Annotated in this window: 13 protein-coding genes; 7 read left to right on the forward strand and 6 right to left on the reverse strand. The window is 70.5% G+C overall.

Annotation, left to right across the window (positions count from 1 at the left end):
* Nucleotides 1-80 precede the first annotated feature (80 nt).
* Nucleotides 81-857, reverse strand: a complete 777-nt coding sequence (locus ACTWPV_RS07140) for a hypothetical protein (protein ID WP_443151099.1) — start codon at nucleotides 855-857, stop codon at nucleotides 81-83.
* Nucleotides 858-1,025: 168 nt separating this feature from the next.
* Here ACTWPV_RS07140 and ACTWPV_RS07145 point away from each other — a divergent pair, with 168 nt between their 5' ends.
* Nucleotides 1,026-1,808, forward strand: a complete 783-nt coding sequence (locus ACTWPV_RS07145) for a tyrosine-protein phosphatase (protein ID WP_347646890.1) — start codon at nucleotides 1,026-1,028, stop codon at nucleotides 1,806-1,808.
* Nucleotides 1,809-1,882: 74 nt separating this feature from the next.
* Here ACTWPV_RS07145 and ACTWPV_RS07150 read toward each other — a convergent pair whose 3' ends face one another.
* Both ACTWPV_RS07150 and ACTWPV_RS07155 read right to left on the reverse strand, forming a co-directional pair.
* Entirely contained in the window at nucleotides 1,883-2,923 is a 1,041-nt protein-coding gene (locus tag ACTWPV_RS07150) for a Gfo/Idh/MocA family oxidoreductase (protein ID WP_443151100.1), read from the reverse strand.
* 28 nt (nucleotides 2,924-2,951) lie between these two features.
* Entirely contained in the window at nucleotides 2,952-3,851 is a 900-nt protein-coding gene (locus ACTWPV_RS07155; RefSeq protein WP_347646888.1) for a proteasome assembly chaperone family protein, read from the reverse strand.
* A 664-nt stretch (nucleotides 3,852-4,515) separates the two neighbouring features.
* Between ACTWPV_RS07155 and ACTWPV_RS07160 the strand changes: the two genes are divergently transcribed.
* Entirely contained in the window at nucleotides 4,516-5,415 is a 900-nt protein-coding gene (locus ACTWPV_RS07160; protein ID WP_443151101.1) for a terpene synthase family protein, read from the forward strand.
* Between the two features lie 10 nt (nucleotides 5,416-5,425).
* Here the strand turns inward: ACTWPV_RS07160 and ACTWPV_RS07165 are convergent, their stop codons facing one another.
* Nucleotides 5,426-7,546, reverse strand: a complete 2,121-nt coding sequence (locus tag ACTWPV_RS07165; protein ID WP_443151102.1) for an ATP-binding protein — start codon at nucleotides 7,544-7,546, stop codon at nucleotides 5,426-5,428.
* Between the two features lie 241 nt (nucleotides 7,547-7,787).
* Between ACTWPV_RS07165 and ACTWPV_RS07170 the strand changes: the two genes are divergently transcribed.
* The 3 genes from ACTWPV_RS07170 to glpK all read left to right on the forward strand — a co-directional run bounded on the left by ACTWPV_RS07170 (nucleotide 7,788) and on the right by glpK (nucleotide 10,731).
* Entirely contained in the window at nucleotides 7,788-8,246 is a 459-nt protein-coding gene (locus ACTWPV_RS07170; RefSeq protein ID WP_443151103.1) for a GNAT family N-acetyltransferase, read from the forward strand.
* A 138-nt stretch (nucleotides 8,247-8,384) separates the two neighbouring features.
* Entirely contained in the window at nucleotides 8,385-9,212 is an 828-nt protein-coding gene (locus tag ACTWPV_RS07175) for an MIP/aquaporin family protein (protein WP_347646884.1), read from the forward strand.
* A 1-nt stretch (nucleotide 9,213) separates the two neighbouring features.
* A complete protein-coding gene (gene glpK / locus ACTWPV_RS07180; protein ID WP_443151104.1) occupies nucleotides 9,214-10,731 on the forward strand; it encodes a glycerol kinase GlpK in 1,518 nt (505 codons plus the stop codon).
* Nucleotides 10,732-10,757: 26 nt separating this feature from the next.
* Here the strand turns inward: glpK and ACTWPV_RS07185 are convergent, their stop codons facing one another.
* Nucleotides 10,758-11,603: an ABC transporter permease gene (locus ACTWPV_RS07185; protein ID WP_347646882.1), complete on the reverse strand. Its 846-nt coding sequence runs from the start codon at nucleotides 11,601-11,603 to the stop codon at nucleotides 10,758-10,760.
* On the reverse strand, nucleotides 11,600-14,263 hold the full coding sequence (locus ACTWPV_RS07190) for a CocE/NonD family hydrolase (RefSeq protein ID WP_443151105.1): 2,664 nt from the start codon (nucleotides 14,261-14,263) through the stop codon (nucleotides 11,600-11,602). The genes ACTWPV_RS07185 and ACTWPV_RS07190 overlap by 4 nt, the downstream gene beginning before the upstream one ends.
* Nucleotides 14,264-14,332: 69 nt before the next feature.
* On the opposite strand from ACTWPV_RS07190, the gene ACTWPV_RS07195 reads away from it, so the two are divergent.
* On the forward strand, nucleotides 14,333-15,127 hold the full coding sequence (locus ACTWPV_RS07195; RefSeq protein ID WP_443151106.1) for a class I SAM-dependent methyltransferase: 795 nt from the start codon (nucleotides 14,333-14,335) through the stop codon (nucleotides 15,125-15,127).
* A gap of 54 nt (nucleotides 15,128-15,181) precedes the next feature.
* Nucleotides 15,182-16,366, forward strand: coding sequence for a hypothetical protein (locus tag ACTWPV_RS07200; RefSeq protein WP_347646879.1), 1,185 nt, complete (start codon nucleotides 15,182-15,184; stop codon nucleotides 16,364-16,366).
* The last annotated feature ends 39 nt before the right edge of the window (nucleotides 16,367-16,405 follow it).

Below are 16,405 nucleotides of genomic sequence, written 5' to 3' on the forward strand. Positions count from 1 at the left end.
GGCCGGACGCCGTACCCCATCGGCCTGAAGCACCCGCGAGGGAGCCCGCTCGAACCCGCACCGCCCGCCCCCGGCCCGGCTCAGGCGAGCGGGCTCCTGATCAGCTCGCCGGCCGCCTGCCTCGCCTGCAGGATGCTCTCCTCGAACATCTTGCGCACGTGCGCCGCATGGTCGGTCAGCTCCCTGATGCGTTCGTGCGCCATCTCGTCGCGCACGGTGTCGGCGATCAGCGCCTGGTATTCGTGGGTCCTGGCGGCCAGGGCCTCCAGCCGCCGATGGGCGGAGTAGGCCTTGTCGGCCTTGCGCACCTGCTTGGCGTACTTCTCCAGGTGGCGTACGCGCCGTGACAGCGACGTCCACGCGGCGTCGAGCGCCTTGGTGTAGGGCTTGAACGCGTCCTCCATGCCCGACGGCAGCTCGCGGGGGATGATCCTGCCCTGCTCGGCGTGCATGGACGACAGCCGCCGCAGCCGATGCGCGATCTGCCAGACCTCCTCCGGAAGCGACACCTGGTTGTCGACCGTGTCGATCAGACCCGCCGCGTGGACCCGCGAGTTGAGGACGGACTCGGCGGCGTGCTGCGCCCTGCGCAGCAGCATCTGGCACGGATAGTCGAGGTCCTCCGGCAGGACGTAGTGGTCGGCGTGGCTCTGGGCGACACGGAGCTTCCGCCGCGCCGACCTGTTGGAGGTGTCCTGCGCCATCCAGCGGAACAACACGATCATCCCCACGCCGGAGCCTGCCAGGAACAACAACGGAGACCTGGTCAGCAGGGAGAGCAGCAGCAGGAGGCCGGGCAGCAGGAAGATCAGGGCGGGATGGCGCGTGGTGTCCAGCTGCCGGCCGGATCGAGCCATCCGGAGAAGGTGCGGGCTCGACCGCAGCTCGCTCGAGATCGCCGGGGGCAGCGTTGGATCGATCACCAGCCGTGGAGGCAGAGCTCGTGGATCCATATGTTCATGCTGCGTTATGAACGGCGATTCTGCTCACCATGGTGGACATATAGGGTCGCGATAATGGACGAGATGACGAGGTGGATAGACCTGGAAGGCGCGGTCAACGCGCGTGACCTGGGCGGACTGCCCACCCGCGACGGCGGGCGCACCCGCCGCGGGCGAATCTTCCGTGCCGACAACCTGCAGGGGCTCACGCCCGGCGACGTGACGCTGCTCGTGGGCGAGCTGGGCCTGCGGCACGTAGTCGATCTCCGCTCGAACGCGGAGGTTTCGCTGGAGGGCCCCGGGCCGCTGACGCGGGTGCGCGAGGTGCGGCACCACCATCTGACCCTGTTCGCCGAGGGAGGCCGGCACACCGACGTCGAGGCCGACGCCATCGACGGGGAGCGGGTGCTGCCGTGGGCGGAGCGCGGCCTGGACGAGGAGTTGCGGGTGACCGGCTTCTACTTCGGCTACCTGCGCGACCGGCCGGACGCCGTGGTCGACGCGCTGCGCGCGATGGCGCTCGACGACGGCGCGTCGCTGGTGCACTGCGCGGCGGGCAAGGACCGCACCGGCGTGCTGTCGGCGCTCGCCCTGGAGGTGGCCGGGGCGACCAGGGAGGCGATCGTCGAGGACTACGTGGCCACGGGGGAGCGGCTTGAGCTCATACTCAAACGGCTGCGCGGCAGCGACACCTACCGTGGCGACCTCGACTCGCGCCCCGCCGACGACCACATGCCGCGGGCCGGGTACATCGAGCAGTTCCTCGGCGTGCTCGACGACCGTTTCGGCGGGCCGCTCGAGTGGCTGGCCGGGCACGGCTGGACCGGCGCCGACACCGAGGCCATGCGCTCCCGCCTGCGCGACTGACGGCGCCGGCCGCCGCAGGCACAGATGGACGATCCCCTGCGCCCGCCGGCCCAGGGGACGACGTACCCCGGCCGTCAGCTCAGGTGGACGACGATCCCCCGCGTGACCGACAGGCGGGCCGCCTCGATGACGGCCAGCGTGTCGACCGCGCTCTCCGGATCGACGGGCGGCGCCGCGCCCTCGCGCAGCGCCGCCTCCACACCTCGGTAGAAGTCGAGGTAGGCGCCCGGCTCGGTCAGCACGGTGCGGCGGTCGTGCTCGGTGCCGAGCCGGCCCCAGCGTGACTCCTCGTCGTCCCCGAATCCGGGCGTGCCGGGCGCGGCGCCGGCCCGCAGCCGCTCCTCCTGGACGTCCATCCCGTACTTGACGAAGGCGCCCGCCGAACCCAGCACCCGGAACCGGGGCCCCGACATGGCGGCCATCGAGCTCATCCAGAGGTGCGAGCGGGCCCCTCCGGCATGCGCCAGCGCCACGAACGTGTCGTCGTCGGCGGCCACCCCGGCGCGCCGGACGTCGCTCTCGCAGTAGACCTGCGTGGCCGGGCCGAGCAGCTGCAGGGCCTGGTCGACGAGGTGGCTGCCCAGGTCGTAGAGGAGGCCGCCCACCTCGTCGGGCCCGCCGGACTCCCGCCAGCCGCCCTTGGGCTCCGGCCGCCACCGCTCGAACCTCGACTCGAACCGCAGCACCTCGCCCAGCCGTCCCTCGCCGGCCAGCCGGCGTACGGTGCGGTAGTCGCCGTCCCAGCGGCGGTTGTGGAACACGGTCAGCATGAGGCCGCGCTCCCTGGCCAGGCGCACCAGCTCCCGCCCTTCCTCGGCGGTCCTGGCCAGCGGCTTGTCGACGACGACGGGCAGGCCGTGGGCGAGCGCGGCGGTGGCCGCGGACACGTGGGTCCTGTTGGGGGAGGCGACCACCACCAGATCGCACCGCTCCCACAACGCGTCCACGTCGTTCACGCCCGTCGCGCCGTACTTCGCGGCCACCTCCGCCTGCCGGCCGGGGTTTCGCGTGACGACGGCCGCCAGTGCCAGGCCAGGGGTGGCGTGGATCAGCGGGGCGTGGAAGAAGGCCCCGGCGGTGCCGTAGCCGACCAGCCCGACCCGGATGTCGCTCATCGTCCCACCGTATCGCCGCGGGCGCGGGTCACTCGTCGTCGCGCTCGGCCAGGAAACGCTCGAACTGGGCGGCGAGCTCGTCACCCGTGGGCATGGGCGTCGTCTCGGCCATGAGGTTCTCCCGCTCGGTGCCCTCCGAGAACGCGTCGTACTGCTGCTCCAGGCCCTTGATGGCGGTGGACAGCTCGGCCGAGGCCTGGATCTGCTCCTCGATCTCGGTGTTCGTACGGCGGGCCGCCTCGCGCAGCGACTCCGTCGGGAACACCAGCCCCGTCCCCTTCGTCACGGCTTCCAGCGCGGCGACGGCGGCGGTCGGATATTCGGCCTGCGCCAGATAGTGCGGCACGTGCACCGCGTAGCCCAGCGCGTCGTTGCCCTGCGCGCCCAGCCGCAGCTCCAGCAGCGCGGCGACGCTGCCGGGCACCTGGACGCGCCCGAACGCGCTCGTCTGCGCGTTGATCAGCTCGGGGCGGCTGGCATGCATCGTGACGCCCAGCGGGCGTGTGTGCGGAACCGCCATCGGGATGCCGTGCATGGTCACCAGCTTGCTCACCTTCAGCCGCGCCACCAGGTCCCCCACCGCCTTGGTGAAGAGCTCCCACTCCCTGTCGGGCTCGGGCCCGCTCATCACCAGGAACTGCGTCCCCGTCGAGTCTTTCGCCGCATGAACGGCCAGCTCGGGGTTCTCGCACTCGACCCAGCGGTCGGTGTCGAAGGTCATGATGGGCCGCCGCGACCGGTAGTCGAGCAGACGGTCGACGTCGAACGTCGCCACGACCCGGTGCTCCAGCTCGGCCAGCAGGTGGCCCAGCGCGAGACGTCCGGCACCGCCAGCGTCGACGAAACCGTCGAAGTGGTACAGCAACACCGGATCGGGCAGCTCGGGCGCGTCGTCTGCGAGCTTGTAGAGATCCTTCGGGTCGAACACGGTTGGACAGCCTTTCCCTAGGTACTCTCTCCAGAACCTACGGCGGGACAGAACGATTCCGCGCACGGCACCCTATCGAGGCAGAAAGGCATGCACGGACGGGGATCCGAAGGTCCAGGCGTCCGCCACGAAGCTGTTCGACCTGGCCAGGGCGTGCGACACGCAGCCCCTGCGCGCGAACGTAGAGGCTGGGGCACCGGTCGACCTGACCAACGGCAAAGGTGACACTTTCCTGATGCCGACGGCTTATTACGGTCACGCCCAGACCGTCGCGATGCTCGTCAGAAGAGGCGCCGACAGCGACCACACCAATGATCGCGGCCGGACACCGCTCGCGGGCGCCGTATGAGATGAGGGAATCGGCCGTGGTCAGAGCGCTCCGCGACACGGGCGCCGATCCGCGTGCTGGTCAACCCCGCGCGCTGGACACCGCATGGATCTTCGCGAATGAACAGGGTCTTCGCTGGTTTTAGCAAAGCGGGACATAGCATGAAATATGCAGAAAAGGTCCGAACGTTACTAACTGTGGCCTTTTCAGTAGTCCATCGTCATGCTGGATGGCGTGGATACTTCTGCGCATTCCTCCAGCAGGCGACCCCTCCACATCCCCCCGTTGCCATGTCCGTTCCCCAGTGAGATCAACGTGCATGTGGCGGAGATCGGCTTGGAGAGCCATGCATGGGTGGTCGCCTCCAACATGCTCCCCAACGCCGAGACCGCCGAGCACTTCAGACGCTCCGAACTCGGCCTTCTCCCCGCGCGGACCAACCCCACGGTGCCGCGCGAGAGTCTCCGGTTGGTCACCGACTGGTACTTCTGGCTCTGGGCCTTCGACGACGGGTTCTGCGAGAGCGAGCTCACGGGGCATCGGGCCGCAGCCGTAGCCCGCGCGCTGCCGTCGCTCTTGGAGAGCCTCGACGAGGACCGTACGCCGGAGCCCGGCGAGCCGTTCGGCCTCGCCCTCAGAGAACTCCTGGACCGGATCTCCGCCATGGCCACTCCGGAACAGGTGGAACGGTGGCGGAGCGCGGTGAAGGAATACCTGTTCGCCCAGATCTGGGAGGCTGCGAACCGCGAAGCCGATCTGATCCCGACCCCCGCGGATTACCTCCTGATGCGCCGTACCACCGGTGCCACGTACACCTGCTTCGCGCTCATCGACATCGGGGGCGGCTATCGGATCGAGACCGAGGACTGGTACCACCCCGACGTGCGCGCGCTCTCGGACTTGGCCTGCGACCTCGTCGGCTGGGACAACGACCTGCTGTCCTATGCCAAGGAACACCGCGCCGACAAGGCGCGGCACAACCTCGTGACCGTCCTGGCCGCCCACAAGTCGCTCCACCTTCAGGACGCGCTGCTGGAGGTCGCCCGGATGCACGACGAGGCCGTCGCGGCGTTCGTCGACCGGCGGATGGCGCTGGAGAGGTGGGCTCCGCGGCCAGTGCTCGACTACGTGCGCGGTCTCGAACACTGGGTCCGCGGCCACATCGAGTTCTCGTTCGGCAGCGCACGGTTCGTGAACGCCTGGCCAGACGACACCCGCTGGCCTCAGGCCGTCTGAGCCAACGACGTCAGCCTTCCTCGAGGGCGACCAACTCGCCCAGCGCCATTGATGCTGCCTCATCGAGGTCGAGTCGGGCGCCCTCTTCGAAGGCGTTCTTGTAGGCGAGCTCACCCATACGGCGTGAGCACTCCCTGACGCACGCGTTGTGGTCAGCGGACAAGAACGGTGCGCCCAACTGTGGTAGTCCGGCCGACCTCCAGTTCTGCTGCAGCGCACCCAGCAGGTGTGCGGCCAGCGGCAACCGGTCGAGGGCCACGAAGATCCGCGCCGATGACTCCAGAGCCAGCAGAGTGCCGAGGGTGTCGTGGAAGTGCAGCTTGATGCGCAGCCCTTCTCTCACATTGTGCAGGGCCTCCTGAGGGCGGTTGCTGGCGAGCCTGGCGCCCGCCAGCGCCCACTGCGCATGAGAGCTCACCCAGAGCTCCCCGCGCTCCTTGCAGACCTGCAGGCAGTCCTGCAGCAGGGACTCGGCCTCGTAGAACTCGCCCTGCGCGGTCAGGACGATGGACAACTCGACGATGGCGGGCAGCAGGCCCGGGTTGAGCTCCTTGTTGTCGGTGTTGAACTCGATCGCCACGCCCAGGAGCGCGCTGGCTTTCGGCATGTCGCCCTGGAGCATCGCCGCGGTGCCCTGCATCTTGGAGGCCAGGATCACCGCTCTGGAGTCGCCCACCCGGATGGCCTCGGTGCTGCACGTCTCCGCGGCCGACTGTCCGCCGACGCTGTCGCCCTGGGAATTGCGCACGTACGAGAGCACCCAGAGTGCCTTGCACCGTTCCTTGCTGGGGCTGGGGTTGGCCTCGAGTGCCCGCTCCAAATACAGGCGCCCTTCGCGGGCGAACCCGCAGCAGACCCACATGAACCACAACGACGACAGCAGGACCAGCGCCAGCGGCTCCTTGCCCGGGGTCTTGAGCGCGTATTCCAGGGCCACCCTGACGTTGTCGTGCTCCTGGCGCATGCGGACGAACCAGTAGATCTGCCGTGGCCCTGACCAGGCGTCCTCGCCGCGCTGGGCCAGGCTCAGGTAGTAGTCGAGATGGCGTTGCCGCATCTGTTCGGCCTGCCCGAGTTTGTCGAGCCATTCCTCGCCGTATTCGGCCAGGGTGTCGATCAGCTTGTAGCGGACGCCGGCGTGGTTGCTCCTGATCAGCAGGATCGACTTCTCGACCAGCCCGGTGACCAGGTCCGTGATGTCCTCCGACGGCAGCCGCTCGTCGGAGCAGACGAACCGGGCCGCGTCGAGCTCGAAGTCGCCGGCGAAGACCGACAGCCGCGCCCACAGCAGGCGCTCGGCCGGCTCGCACAGCTCGTGGCTCCAGCCGATGGCCGCCCGCAGGGTCTGGTGGCGGGGCAGGGCCGTGCGGCTCGCCCCGGCCAGCAGGCTGAAGCGGTCGGTCAGCAGGCCGAGGATCTGCTTCACCGAGAGGGCGCGCAGCCGCACCGCGGCCAGCTCGATGGCCAGCGGGATGCCGTCGAGCCGCCGGCAGAGCTCGGCCACGGCTTCGATGTTGTCCTCGTCGAGCTGGAAGTCGGGCACGCTGGCCCCGGCCCTGACCGCGAACAGCTGCACCGACTCGTTGGTGAACAGGCTCTCGGCCGGGTCGTCGCCGGGCACCTGAAGCGGCGGCACGGGCACCACGTGCTCGTACGGCAGGTGCAGCGACTGCCGGCTGGTGGCCAGCACCTTCAGGTTGGGAGCGGCCTCCAGCAGCTCGTGCACCAGCTCGGCGCACCCCTGCACCAGATGCTCGCACGTGTCGATGATGAGCAGCATGTCGCGCTCGCCCACCCATTCCGACAGCGACTCCGACTCCGCCCGCGAGGACTGGTCGGCGATGCCGAGGGCGGAGGAGATCGTGTGCTTGACCATGCCCGCGTCCTGCAGCCTGGCCAGGTCGGCGAACCACACTCCGTCGGGATAGTGGGCGCGCACCTGGTGCGCCAGCCGCAGCACCGTGCGCGACTTGCCGACACCCCCGATGCCCGTGACGGTCACCAGGCGCGACTCGGCGAGGTGCCGTTTGAGGTTGGCAAGCAGGCGCGTGCGGCCGATGAAGCTGGTGAGCTCCGCCGGCAGATTGCCTTCTCGCCGCCATCCTGTCGGGGTGGCCATGGGCAGCCTCACGGGGGGTAGGCGACACCTGCACTGGCATCGTACCGCCGTGCCTGCGGCCTGTCCTGGAGCCGGTGGACACGCCGGGTAAGGGTTTGTATGCCTAGGTAGCATGTTGGGCGTGAAAGATTTCCTACCTGAGCAGACGGCGGACGACACGGACGAGGGCTGGGGCGAGTGGCGCTCCGACGACCCCGACGCGTTCTATCTCGACAACAGGCCGCCGCACTGGGGCTAGCCTCCGGATCAGCACATGACAGGACACGCGCTGCGCGCCGCGACCCCCGGCGACTACGACGCCATCGCGGCCGTCGTCGATGACTGGTGGGGGCGGCCCGTCCTGCCCTCGTTGCCCAGGTTGTTCCTCGACCATTTCCACGGGACGAGCCTGATCGCCGAGGGCCCCGAGGGCCCCGGAGACATGGCGGGGTTCCTGATCGGCTTCGTCTCGCCGTCGCAGCCCGGTGAGGCGTACATCCACTTCGTCGGCGTCGCGCCCGGCGCCAGAAAGAGCGGGGTCGCCCGCTCGATGTACGAACGCTTCTTCGGCATCGCCCGCGGCCACGGCCGGCACGTCGTCAGGGCCATCACCGCGCCGGTCAACGAGCGCTCCATCGCCTTCCACCGCCGGATGGGCTTCGAGGCCGGCGATCCCGTCCCCGGCTACAACGGCCCGGGCACGAGCCTGGTCACCTTCGTACGCACGCTCTGATCCGAGACGGCGCCCACCGCGCGTCCATCCAGGCCGCCGCCCGTTCCTCACTTAATGTTATGTGTCATATACAGCCCGTATGCATTGCCTGATTACGGGAATGGCACACAACGGGTACGCGAGAGGAAGGGGATGGCCGTGGCCGGGCGTCTCGACCGCAGAGGGCTGGCCGGCGAGCTGCTCGCCGAGTTCGCCGGGACAGCGGTGCTCATTCTGTTCGGCTGCGGCGTGGTCGCCTCGGTCGTCGCCGCGGAGGTCGGCGATCACGACAGCATCGCCTGGGCCTGGGGGCTCGGGGTGGTGCTCGGCGTCTACACCGCGGCCAGGACCTCGGGCGCGCACATCAACCCCGCGGTCACGCTGGGGTTCGCCGCCTTCCAGGGCTTTCCGTGGTGGAAGGTCCTGCCGTACGTCCTGGCGCAGACCGTAGGGGCCTTCGTCGCCGCCCTGATCGTGCGCTGGAACTTCACCGAGATCCTGGCGATGGCGGACCCGGGGCACACGCTCAAGACCCAGATCGTCTTCTCGACCCTGCCGGGCAACGGCACCCTGCCGGTGGGCTTGTGGGGCGGGTTCCGCGACCAGGTCATCGGCACCGCGATCCTGCTCTTCCTCGTCTTCGCGCTGATCGACACGAGAAACATGGCGCCCGACGCCAACATGGGGCCCTTCGTCATCGGCCTGATCGTCGTCGCGATCGGCATGGCGTTCGGCACCAACGCCGGTTACGCGATCAACCCCGCGCGCGACTTCGGGCCGCGCCTGGCGAGCTGGCTCACCGGATACCACGACGCGTGGCGAGATCAGTACGGCAATCTCTACTTCTGGGTGCCCATCGTCGGCCCCCTGATCGGCGGCCTCATCGGCGCGGGGCTCTACCAGGCGCTCATCTCCAGGTTCCTGCCGAGGCCCGAAGATCGTGACATCGTCAGACCGGCGGACCCTGACAAACGCGAAGGAGAATGACATGCCCGATTTCGTCGGCGCGGTGGACCAGGGCACGACGAGCACCCGCTTCATGGTCTTCGATCACGACGGTGGCGAGGTCGCCAAGTTCCAGCTCGAACACGAGCAGATCCTGCCCAGGGCGGGCTGGGTCGAGCACAACCCCATCGAGATCAGGACGCGGACCGCGGCCGTCATCCAGAGCACCCTTCAGCGCGCCGGGCTGCAGCCCACCGACCTCGCCGCGATCGGCATCACGAACCAGCGCGAGACCACGGTCGTGTGGAACCGGCGCACCGGCCGTCCCTACCACAACGCGATCGTCTGGCAGGACACGCGCACCGACAAGATCGCCGCCGCGCTGGAGCGCGACGGCCGCGGCCAGGTCATCCGCGACCGGACGGGGCTGCACCCGGACGCGTACTTCTCCGGCGGCAAGATCCAGTGGATCCTGGAGAACGTGGACGGCGTCCGCGAGGCGGTCGACCGGGGTGAGGCCGTCTTCGGCACCACCGACACCTGGACGCTGTGGAACCTGACCGGGGGCGTCGACGGCGGCGTGCACGCCACCGACGTGACCAACGCCAGCCGTACGATGCTCATGGACCTGGACACCCTCGACTGGGACGACGAGCTCCTGTCCTTCTTCGGCATCCCGCGCCAGATGTTGCCGGAGATCCGGCCGTCGTCCGATCCCGCCGCCTACGGCGTCACGACCCCGTTCGGACCGGCCGCGGGGGAGGTGCCGATCGCCGCGATCCTGGGCGACCAGCAGGCCGCCACCGTCGGGCAGGTCTGCTTCTCACCGGGCGAGGCCAAGAACACCTACGGCACCGGCAACTTCCTGCTGCTCAACACCGGCACCGAACGAGTGCGCTCGCAGAGCGGGCTGCTCACCACGGTCGCCTACAAGTTCGGCGACCAGCCCGCCGTGTTCGCGCTCGAAGGCTCGATCGCCGTGACGGGCTCGGCGGTGCAGTGGCTGCGCGACCAGCTGCACATCATCACCTCCGCGCCGCAGAGCGAGACCCTGGCCGGGCAGGTGGACGACTCGGGAGGCATGTACTTCGTGCCCGCCTTCTCCGGCCTGTTCGCCCCCTACTGGCGGGCCGACGCCCGCGGCGCCATCGTCGGCATGTCGCGCTTCAACACCGACGCCCACCTCGCCCGCGCCACGCTGGAGGCCATCTGCTACCAGAGCAGGGACGTGGTGGAGGCCATGCAGCAGGACTCCGGCGTGGTCCTCGACGTGCTGCGGGTGGACGGCGGCGTAACGGCCAACGACCTGTGCATGCAGCTCCAGTCGGACATCCTCGGCGTGCCGGTCAGCCGGCCGGTCGTCGCCGAGACCACCGCGCTCGGCGCCGCCTACGCCGCGGGGCTCGCGGTGGGCTTCTGGCAGGACACCGACGAGCTGCGCGCCCACTGGGCGGAGGACCGCCGCTGGGAGCCCGGCTGGAGCGAGGAGAAGCGCGAGAAGGGGTACGCGGGCTGGAAGAAGGCCGTGACCAAGGCGTTCGACTGGGCGGAGACCGGCTGACGCCCGAGCCCGCGACCGGCTGACGCTCAGCTGACGACGTCCTTGCGGCGGAACCGGCGGAAGGCCACGGCGATGAGGATCGCCGCGTACGTGATCGACACCGAGGCGCCCTTGATCATGCCGCTCCATTCGAGCTCGGGCGCGAGCGCGTCGAGCCAGGCGTTGTTCCAGAACGTCGGCAGGAACTCGCGCAGCACGCCCAGCGCCTCGACGGCCTGCAGGATGGTGCAGACGATCCACAGGCCGACCGCCCCGCCGACCGCTCCGAGCGGGGAGTCGGTCATGGTGGAGACGAGGAAGGCCAGGGCGGCCACGACGAGCTGGCTGACCAGCGCGTACGCGATCACGATGCCGAAACGCGGCAACACGTCGAGCGCCGGGATGGTCTCGCCCGTGCCGGGCACCTGGATGTCGTTCCAGCCGAACGCCAGCGTGCCCGCCACCAGCGCCATCACGGGCAGGCAGATCACGGCCGCCGCCGAGTAGCCCAGCGCCACGATCAGCTTCTGCCGCAGCAGCCGGTCGCGGGGCACCGGCGCGGCCAGCAGGTAGCGCAGGGAGGACCAGTTGGCCTCGCTGGCCACGGTGTCGCCGCAGAACAGCGCCACCGCGACCACCAGCAGGAAGCTGGCCGACACGGACAGCGCGAAGGCGGCGAAGTTGAGGCCGCTCTCCGTCGCCAGGTCGGAGATGCGCAGCGACTGGTCACGGTCGCCGCCCTGCGGCCCGAACTGGAACGCGATCACGAGGATCCACGGCAGCGCCAGCAGCAGCCCGAACATCGCGATCGTGCGGCGCCGCTTGAACTGCCGGACGATCTCCACCCGCAGCGGCAGCGTACGGCGGGGCGCGTAGCCAGGCGCGGCGGTCATGCCTTGTCTCCGATGAGGTCGAGGAACACGTCTTCCAGGCGCGTGCCGTTCCCGTTGCCGGCACGGGCCGCCCGGGGAGCCGAGCTGAGCAGCAGCGACACCGGGCCGGCGGAGACCAGCTTGCCGCGGTGCATGACCACGACGTGGCTGCAGGTCTGCTCGACCTCGGCCAGCAGGTGGCTCGAGACGATCACGGTACGGCCGTCGCGCGCGTAGCGCTTGAGCACCTCGCGCATCTCCCGGATCTGGGGCGGGTCGAGCCCGTTCGTGGGCTCGTCGAGCACGAGCAGGTCGGGCAGCCCGAGCATGGCCTGGGCGATGGCGAGCCGCTGGCGCATGCCCTGGGAGTAGGTGCGTACGGCACGTTCGAGGGCCTTGCCGAGGCCGGCGATCTCCAGCGCCTCGTCGAAATGGGCGTCGGCGACGGGCCGTCCGGTGGCGGCCCAGTAGAGCTCGATGTTGTCCCGGCCTGACAGGTGCGGAAGGAATCCCGGCCCTTCGACGAACGACCCGAGCCTGGACAGCACGGGGGCGCCCGGCGTCACCCGTTCGCCGAAGATGCGGATCTCGCCGCCGTCGGGCTGGATGAGGCCCATCATCATCCGCATGGTGGTCGTCTTTCCGGCGCCGTTCGGCCCGAGCAGGCCCAGCACCTGGCCCTGCTCGACGCGGAACGACAGGTTGTCGACGGCGAGCTCGCCGTTCCTGTAGGCCTTGGCCAGCCCGCTGATCTCCAGCGGCACGGCCGGATCGGGCGCGGGCGCCTCGGCTGCGGTCCCGTCGGCGGTGAGGGGGGCGGCGGGTTCGGGGCCGGGTCGGGTGCCCGTACGGCGGCGGTCCCGGGCGCGGCCGGTCACCAGCAGCGCGGCCGCGACCACCACGGCGGCCAGCGGCATCGCCCACACCCACCACGCCACCCCGCCAGGGGCGGCGGCAAGCGTGCCGACCGTCGGGACGGTCAGCGTGGGGGAGACGAGCGAGACCTGGTACGTGGCGGGCTCGGCGGGCGTCGCGAACCCCATGTCCGTCGTCGTCAGCACCAGCCGCAGCCGGTGGCCGGCGGCGAAGGCGTGGTCGACGGCGGGCAGCGTGATCGTGGCCTCCGCGCTGGTCGCGCCCTCGGGGATGGCCACCCGGATCGGCGCCACCAGCCCGGCGGGCAGGGTGGGCGGCTGCATGCTGTCGGCCACGTCGTAGAGCTTGGCGAACAGGGTGGCCTCGGTCCCGCCCTGACCCGACACCCTGATCGTGGCCGTCGAGCTGCCGGTGAGCTGCAGCGGGGCGGTGAGCGGGCGGGACTCGAACGCGGCGCTCTGGCCCGGCATGTCGATCGCGACGCCGGGGCTGTTCTGGCCGCCGAGCAGGCCGCCGATGCCGGGCACCGACGAGATCGAGGCGGGCGCGCCGCCGGGCGGGTTGGCGATGTTCTGGGCGGGGCCCGCCAGCTCGACGGTGCTGGTGGCGGTGCCTCCGAGGCCCGGGTAGGAGCCGGTCTCGGGGTGCAGGCGGATGCGCTGGCGGGTGCCGGGGTCGCGACCGCCGTCGCGGGTCACCGTGAACGCGCTGACCGGCGGCGCCGTCTCCCCGTCACCCTCGCCCTTCAGATAGCGGGCGAACCAGGCCGACGACTGCTCGAACACCCAGTCGCTCTCGCCGTCGCCGCCGTCGTGCCCGCCGTCGAACCAGGCCAGGCTGACGGGCGTGCCCCCGGCGGCGATGGCCCTGGCGTTGGCGTCGGCGTGGCTGAGCGGGAACAGCGAGTCGCGCTGGCCCTGGATGAGCAGGGTCGGCGCCTTGATCTGGCCCGCCACGGTGATCGGGCTCGACTTGCGCAGCAGGTCGACGGCCTGCTGGGTGGGCCTGCCCGTCTTGGCGACCTCTTCGTAGACGGCGCAGATCTCGGGACGGAACCTGCCGCACCTGGCCTGCTCCGGCGTGAGCGGCCGGGCGGCCTCGGGCCGTCCCCGCAGCGCGAGGCTGTCGAGCGAGACGCCCTGGCCGAAGAAGATGCCCGCCCACATGCGCTTGAACACGCCGTTCTCCGCCTCGGGCAGGCTGCCCGCGGCGGAGCTCTGGCCGGCGTCGCCGACCGCGGAGAGCGGGGCAGCCGTGTTGGGGAAGAGCGCGTCGGCCAGGTCCGACCAGGTGATCCGCGGGACGATGGCGTCGACACGCTGGTCATGCGCCGCCGTCATCAGCGCGATGGCGCCGCCGTACGAGCCGCCCGCGATGCCCACGCGCGGGTCATCGGAGCCGTCGAGCAGGACCTCGGGACGCTTGGCCAGCCAGTCGATGAGCTGCTTGACGTCCTTGACCTCGTAGTCGGGCGAGTTGAGCGCGATCTCGCCCGTCGAGCGGCCGAACCCGCGCGCCGACCAGGTCAGCACGGCGTAGCCGTCCTGGGCGATGCGGATCGCCTCGTCCCTGACGCTCTGCTTGCTGCCGCCGAAACCGTGGCCGAGCAGCACGGCAGGCGCCTTCCCTCCGCCCGGCGGCGGGAAGAACGTCGTGTCGAGCTCGACCCGCTGATCGCCGGCCGGCCCGTCCACGACGGTGATGGTCTGATCCTGTCCCCGCACCTCGGCACCCGACGGCCACACCAGCCACGTCGTCACGGTGAGGAGGGCGAGCGCCGCCGCCGACGCGGCCACACGCTTCATGGCGGTGAGCCTACTGACCGCACCTGAGAGATCGCTGAGACGCGCCGCCCGTGCCTAGGCTCTGACACCATGGACTATCTGGAGATCAACAGGGCCAACTGGAACTCCCGCGTGCCCATCCATGTCGGCAGCGACTTCTACGACGTCGACGGCTTCGTCGCGGGCCGGAGCCCGCTGCGGCCGTTCGAGCTGGAGGAGGTCGGCGACGTGTCCGGCCGCCGCCTGGCCCACCTCCAGTGCCACATCGGCCTCGACACCCTCGCCTGGGCCCGGCTCGGGGCGGAGGTGACCGGTCTCGACTTCTCCGGCGCCGCCGTCGCCCAGGCGGAGACCATCGCCGCCGCGTGCGGCCTGCCGGCGAGGTTCGTCACGGCCGACGTGTACGACGCGGCCGAGGCGCTGGGCCGGGCAGCGTACGACATCGTCTACACCGGCGTGGGGGCGCTGGTCTGGCTGCCCGACCTGACGCGGTGGGCGCGGACGGTCGCCGCGCTGCTCAAGCCGGGCGGCTTCCTCTATCTCGCCGAGTTCCATCCCTTCCCCGACATCCTGGACGAGGCCACGGGCACCACCGTCACGCACGACTACTTCGACCGCGAGCCGCAGGTCTGGGTCGAGCCGCACACCTACACCGGCGGGGAGGCCCTCGAACACCAGACGTCCGTGCAGTTCCTGCACGGCCTCGGCGAGGTCGTCAGCGCGGTGGGCGCGGCGGGGTTGCGGGTGGAGTTCCTCCACGAGCACGACTTCACCCTCTTCCAGCGCTTCGCCACGCTGGAGGTCGCCGACGGCCGCTACCGTGTCCCCGGCGGCGCCCCCAAGCTCCCCCTCATGTACTCCCTGCGCGCCTCGGCCGGCGGGTGACCGGCACCCACTCCCGGCCGACGTCCTGGAGGGGTGACCGTAAGATTCTCTTCCGTGAAGTCTCCAGCATCGATCAAGAAGGCCGCCGAGTGGGCCTTGCCCTACTGGACCAGAGGCCAGGCGGGGCGCGAGACGCCGCACGACCTGTTCAGGGTGCTCTATTTCGGATGGCTGGTGGCGTTCACGCTCAAGCTGCTCGGCTCGGCGTGGGACGTCTCGTGGCACTTCAAGTGGCTGCGTGACGACCTCGCCCCGCCCCACCTGCTCAACTCCGCGGGCACGGCACTCGCCCTGGCCCTGACCGTCATCCACGGCTACACCGGCTACGGCGTCGACAAGGCCGCGCTGCGGCTGATCCAGTGGGGCACCGGGATCTTCCTCGTCGCGGTCCCGCTCGACCTGATCAACCACCGCGTCAACGGGCTCGACATCACCTCGTGGAGCCCGTCGCACATCATGCTCTACCTTGGAACGTTCTTCATGATCGCGGGCGTGGTCAGGGGCTGGTTCATGGGCGCGCCGCCCGGCAGGGAGCGGGTGGTCGTGCTCGGCGCGTTCCTCGCGTTCTTCCTGGAGAACGTGCACTTCCCCGAGCAGCACCAGGAATACGGCATCCTGTCGATCGGCGCCTGGGACAACGGCGTCGTCTACGCCGAGCCGATCCTGCTGCAGTTCGCGGCCGACCAGATGGGGCGGCCGATCGACCGTACGATGATGACCGGGTTCGCGCTGCCCGTGCCCGACTTCCTCTACCCCGTCTACGCGGTGGTCGTCGGCGTGGCGGTGCTGGTGGTGGCCAGGATGCTGATCGGCAGGTTCGGCGCGGCCACGCTGGTGGCGGCCTCTTACGTGGGGGTCCGCACGCTGATCTGGCCGCTGCTGACGTACACCGGGTTCCCGCCGTCGGCGGTGCCGTTCTTCCTGGTGGCCGCCGGGCTGCTGGTGGACGTCGCGTTCCTGGTACGGATCCCCGCCGTACGCGCCCTGCTGGGGGCCGCGGGTGCGACGGCCGGCGCGTACGCCGCGCTGACGGCCCAGAACGCGGTCATGGGCGGCGTGTACGACCTGCTCAAGGGCCAGGAGGGGCTGCTCGGCGCGCCCCCGCCGGTCATGTCGTCGGCCGTCTGGGCCGGGCTCGGCCTGCTGGCCGCCTGGCTGGCGGTGGAGTGGGTCGCCGGCAGGCGCCGCCCGCGACCGGCCACGGCCACCGCGCCCGTGATCGCGCCCGCCACCCCGTAGCACCGGCCGGCCCCACCCGTTCCCGTGGCCCGGGGGCGC

Origin of the sequence: Nonomuraea sp. KM88, assembly GCF_052245635.1 — a bacterium.
Lineage (GTDB): Bacteria > Actinomycetota > Actinomycetes > Streptosporangiales > Streptosporangiaceae > Nonomuraea.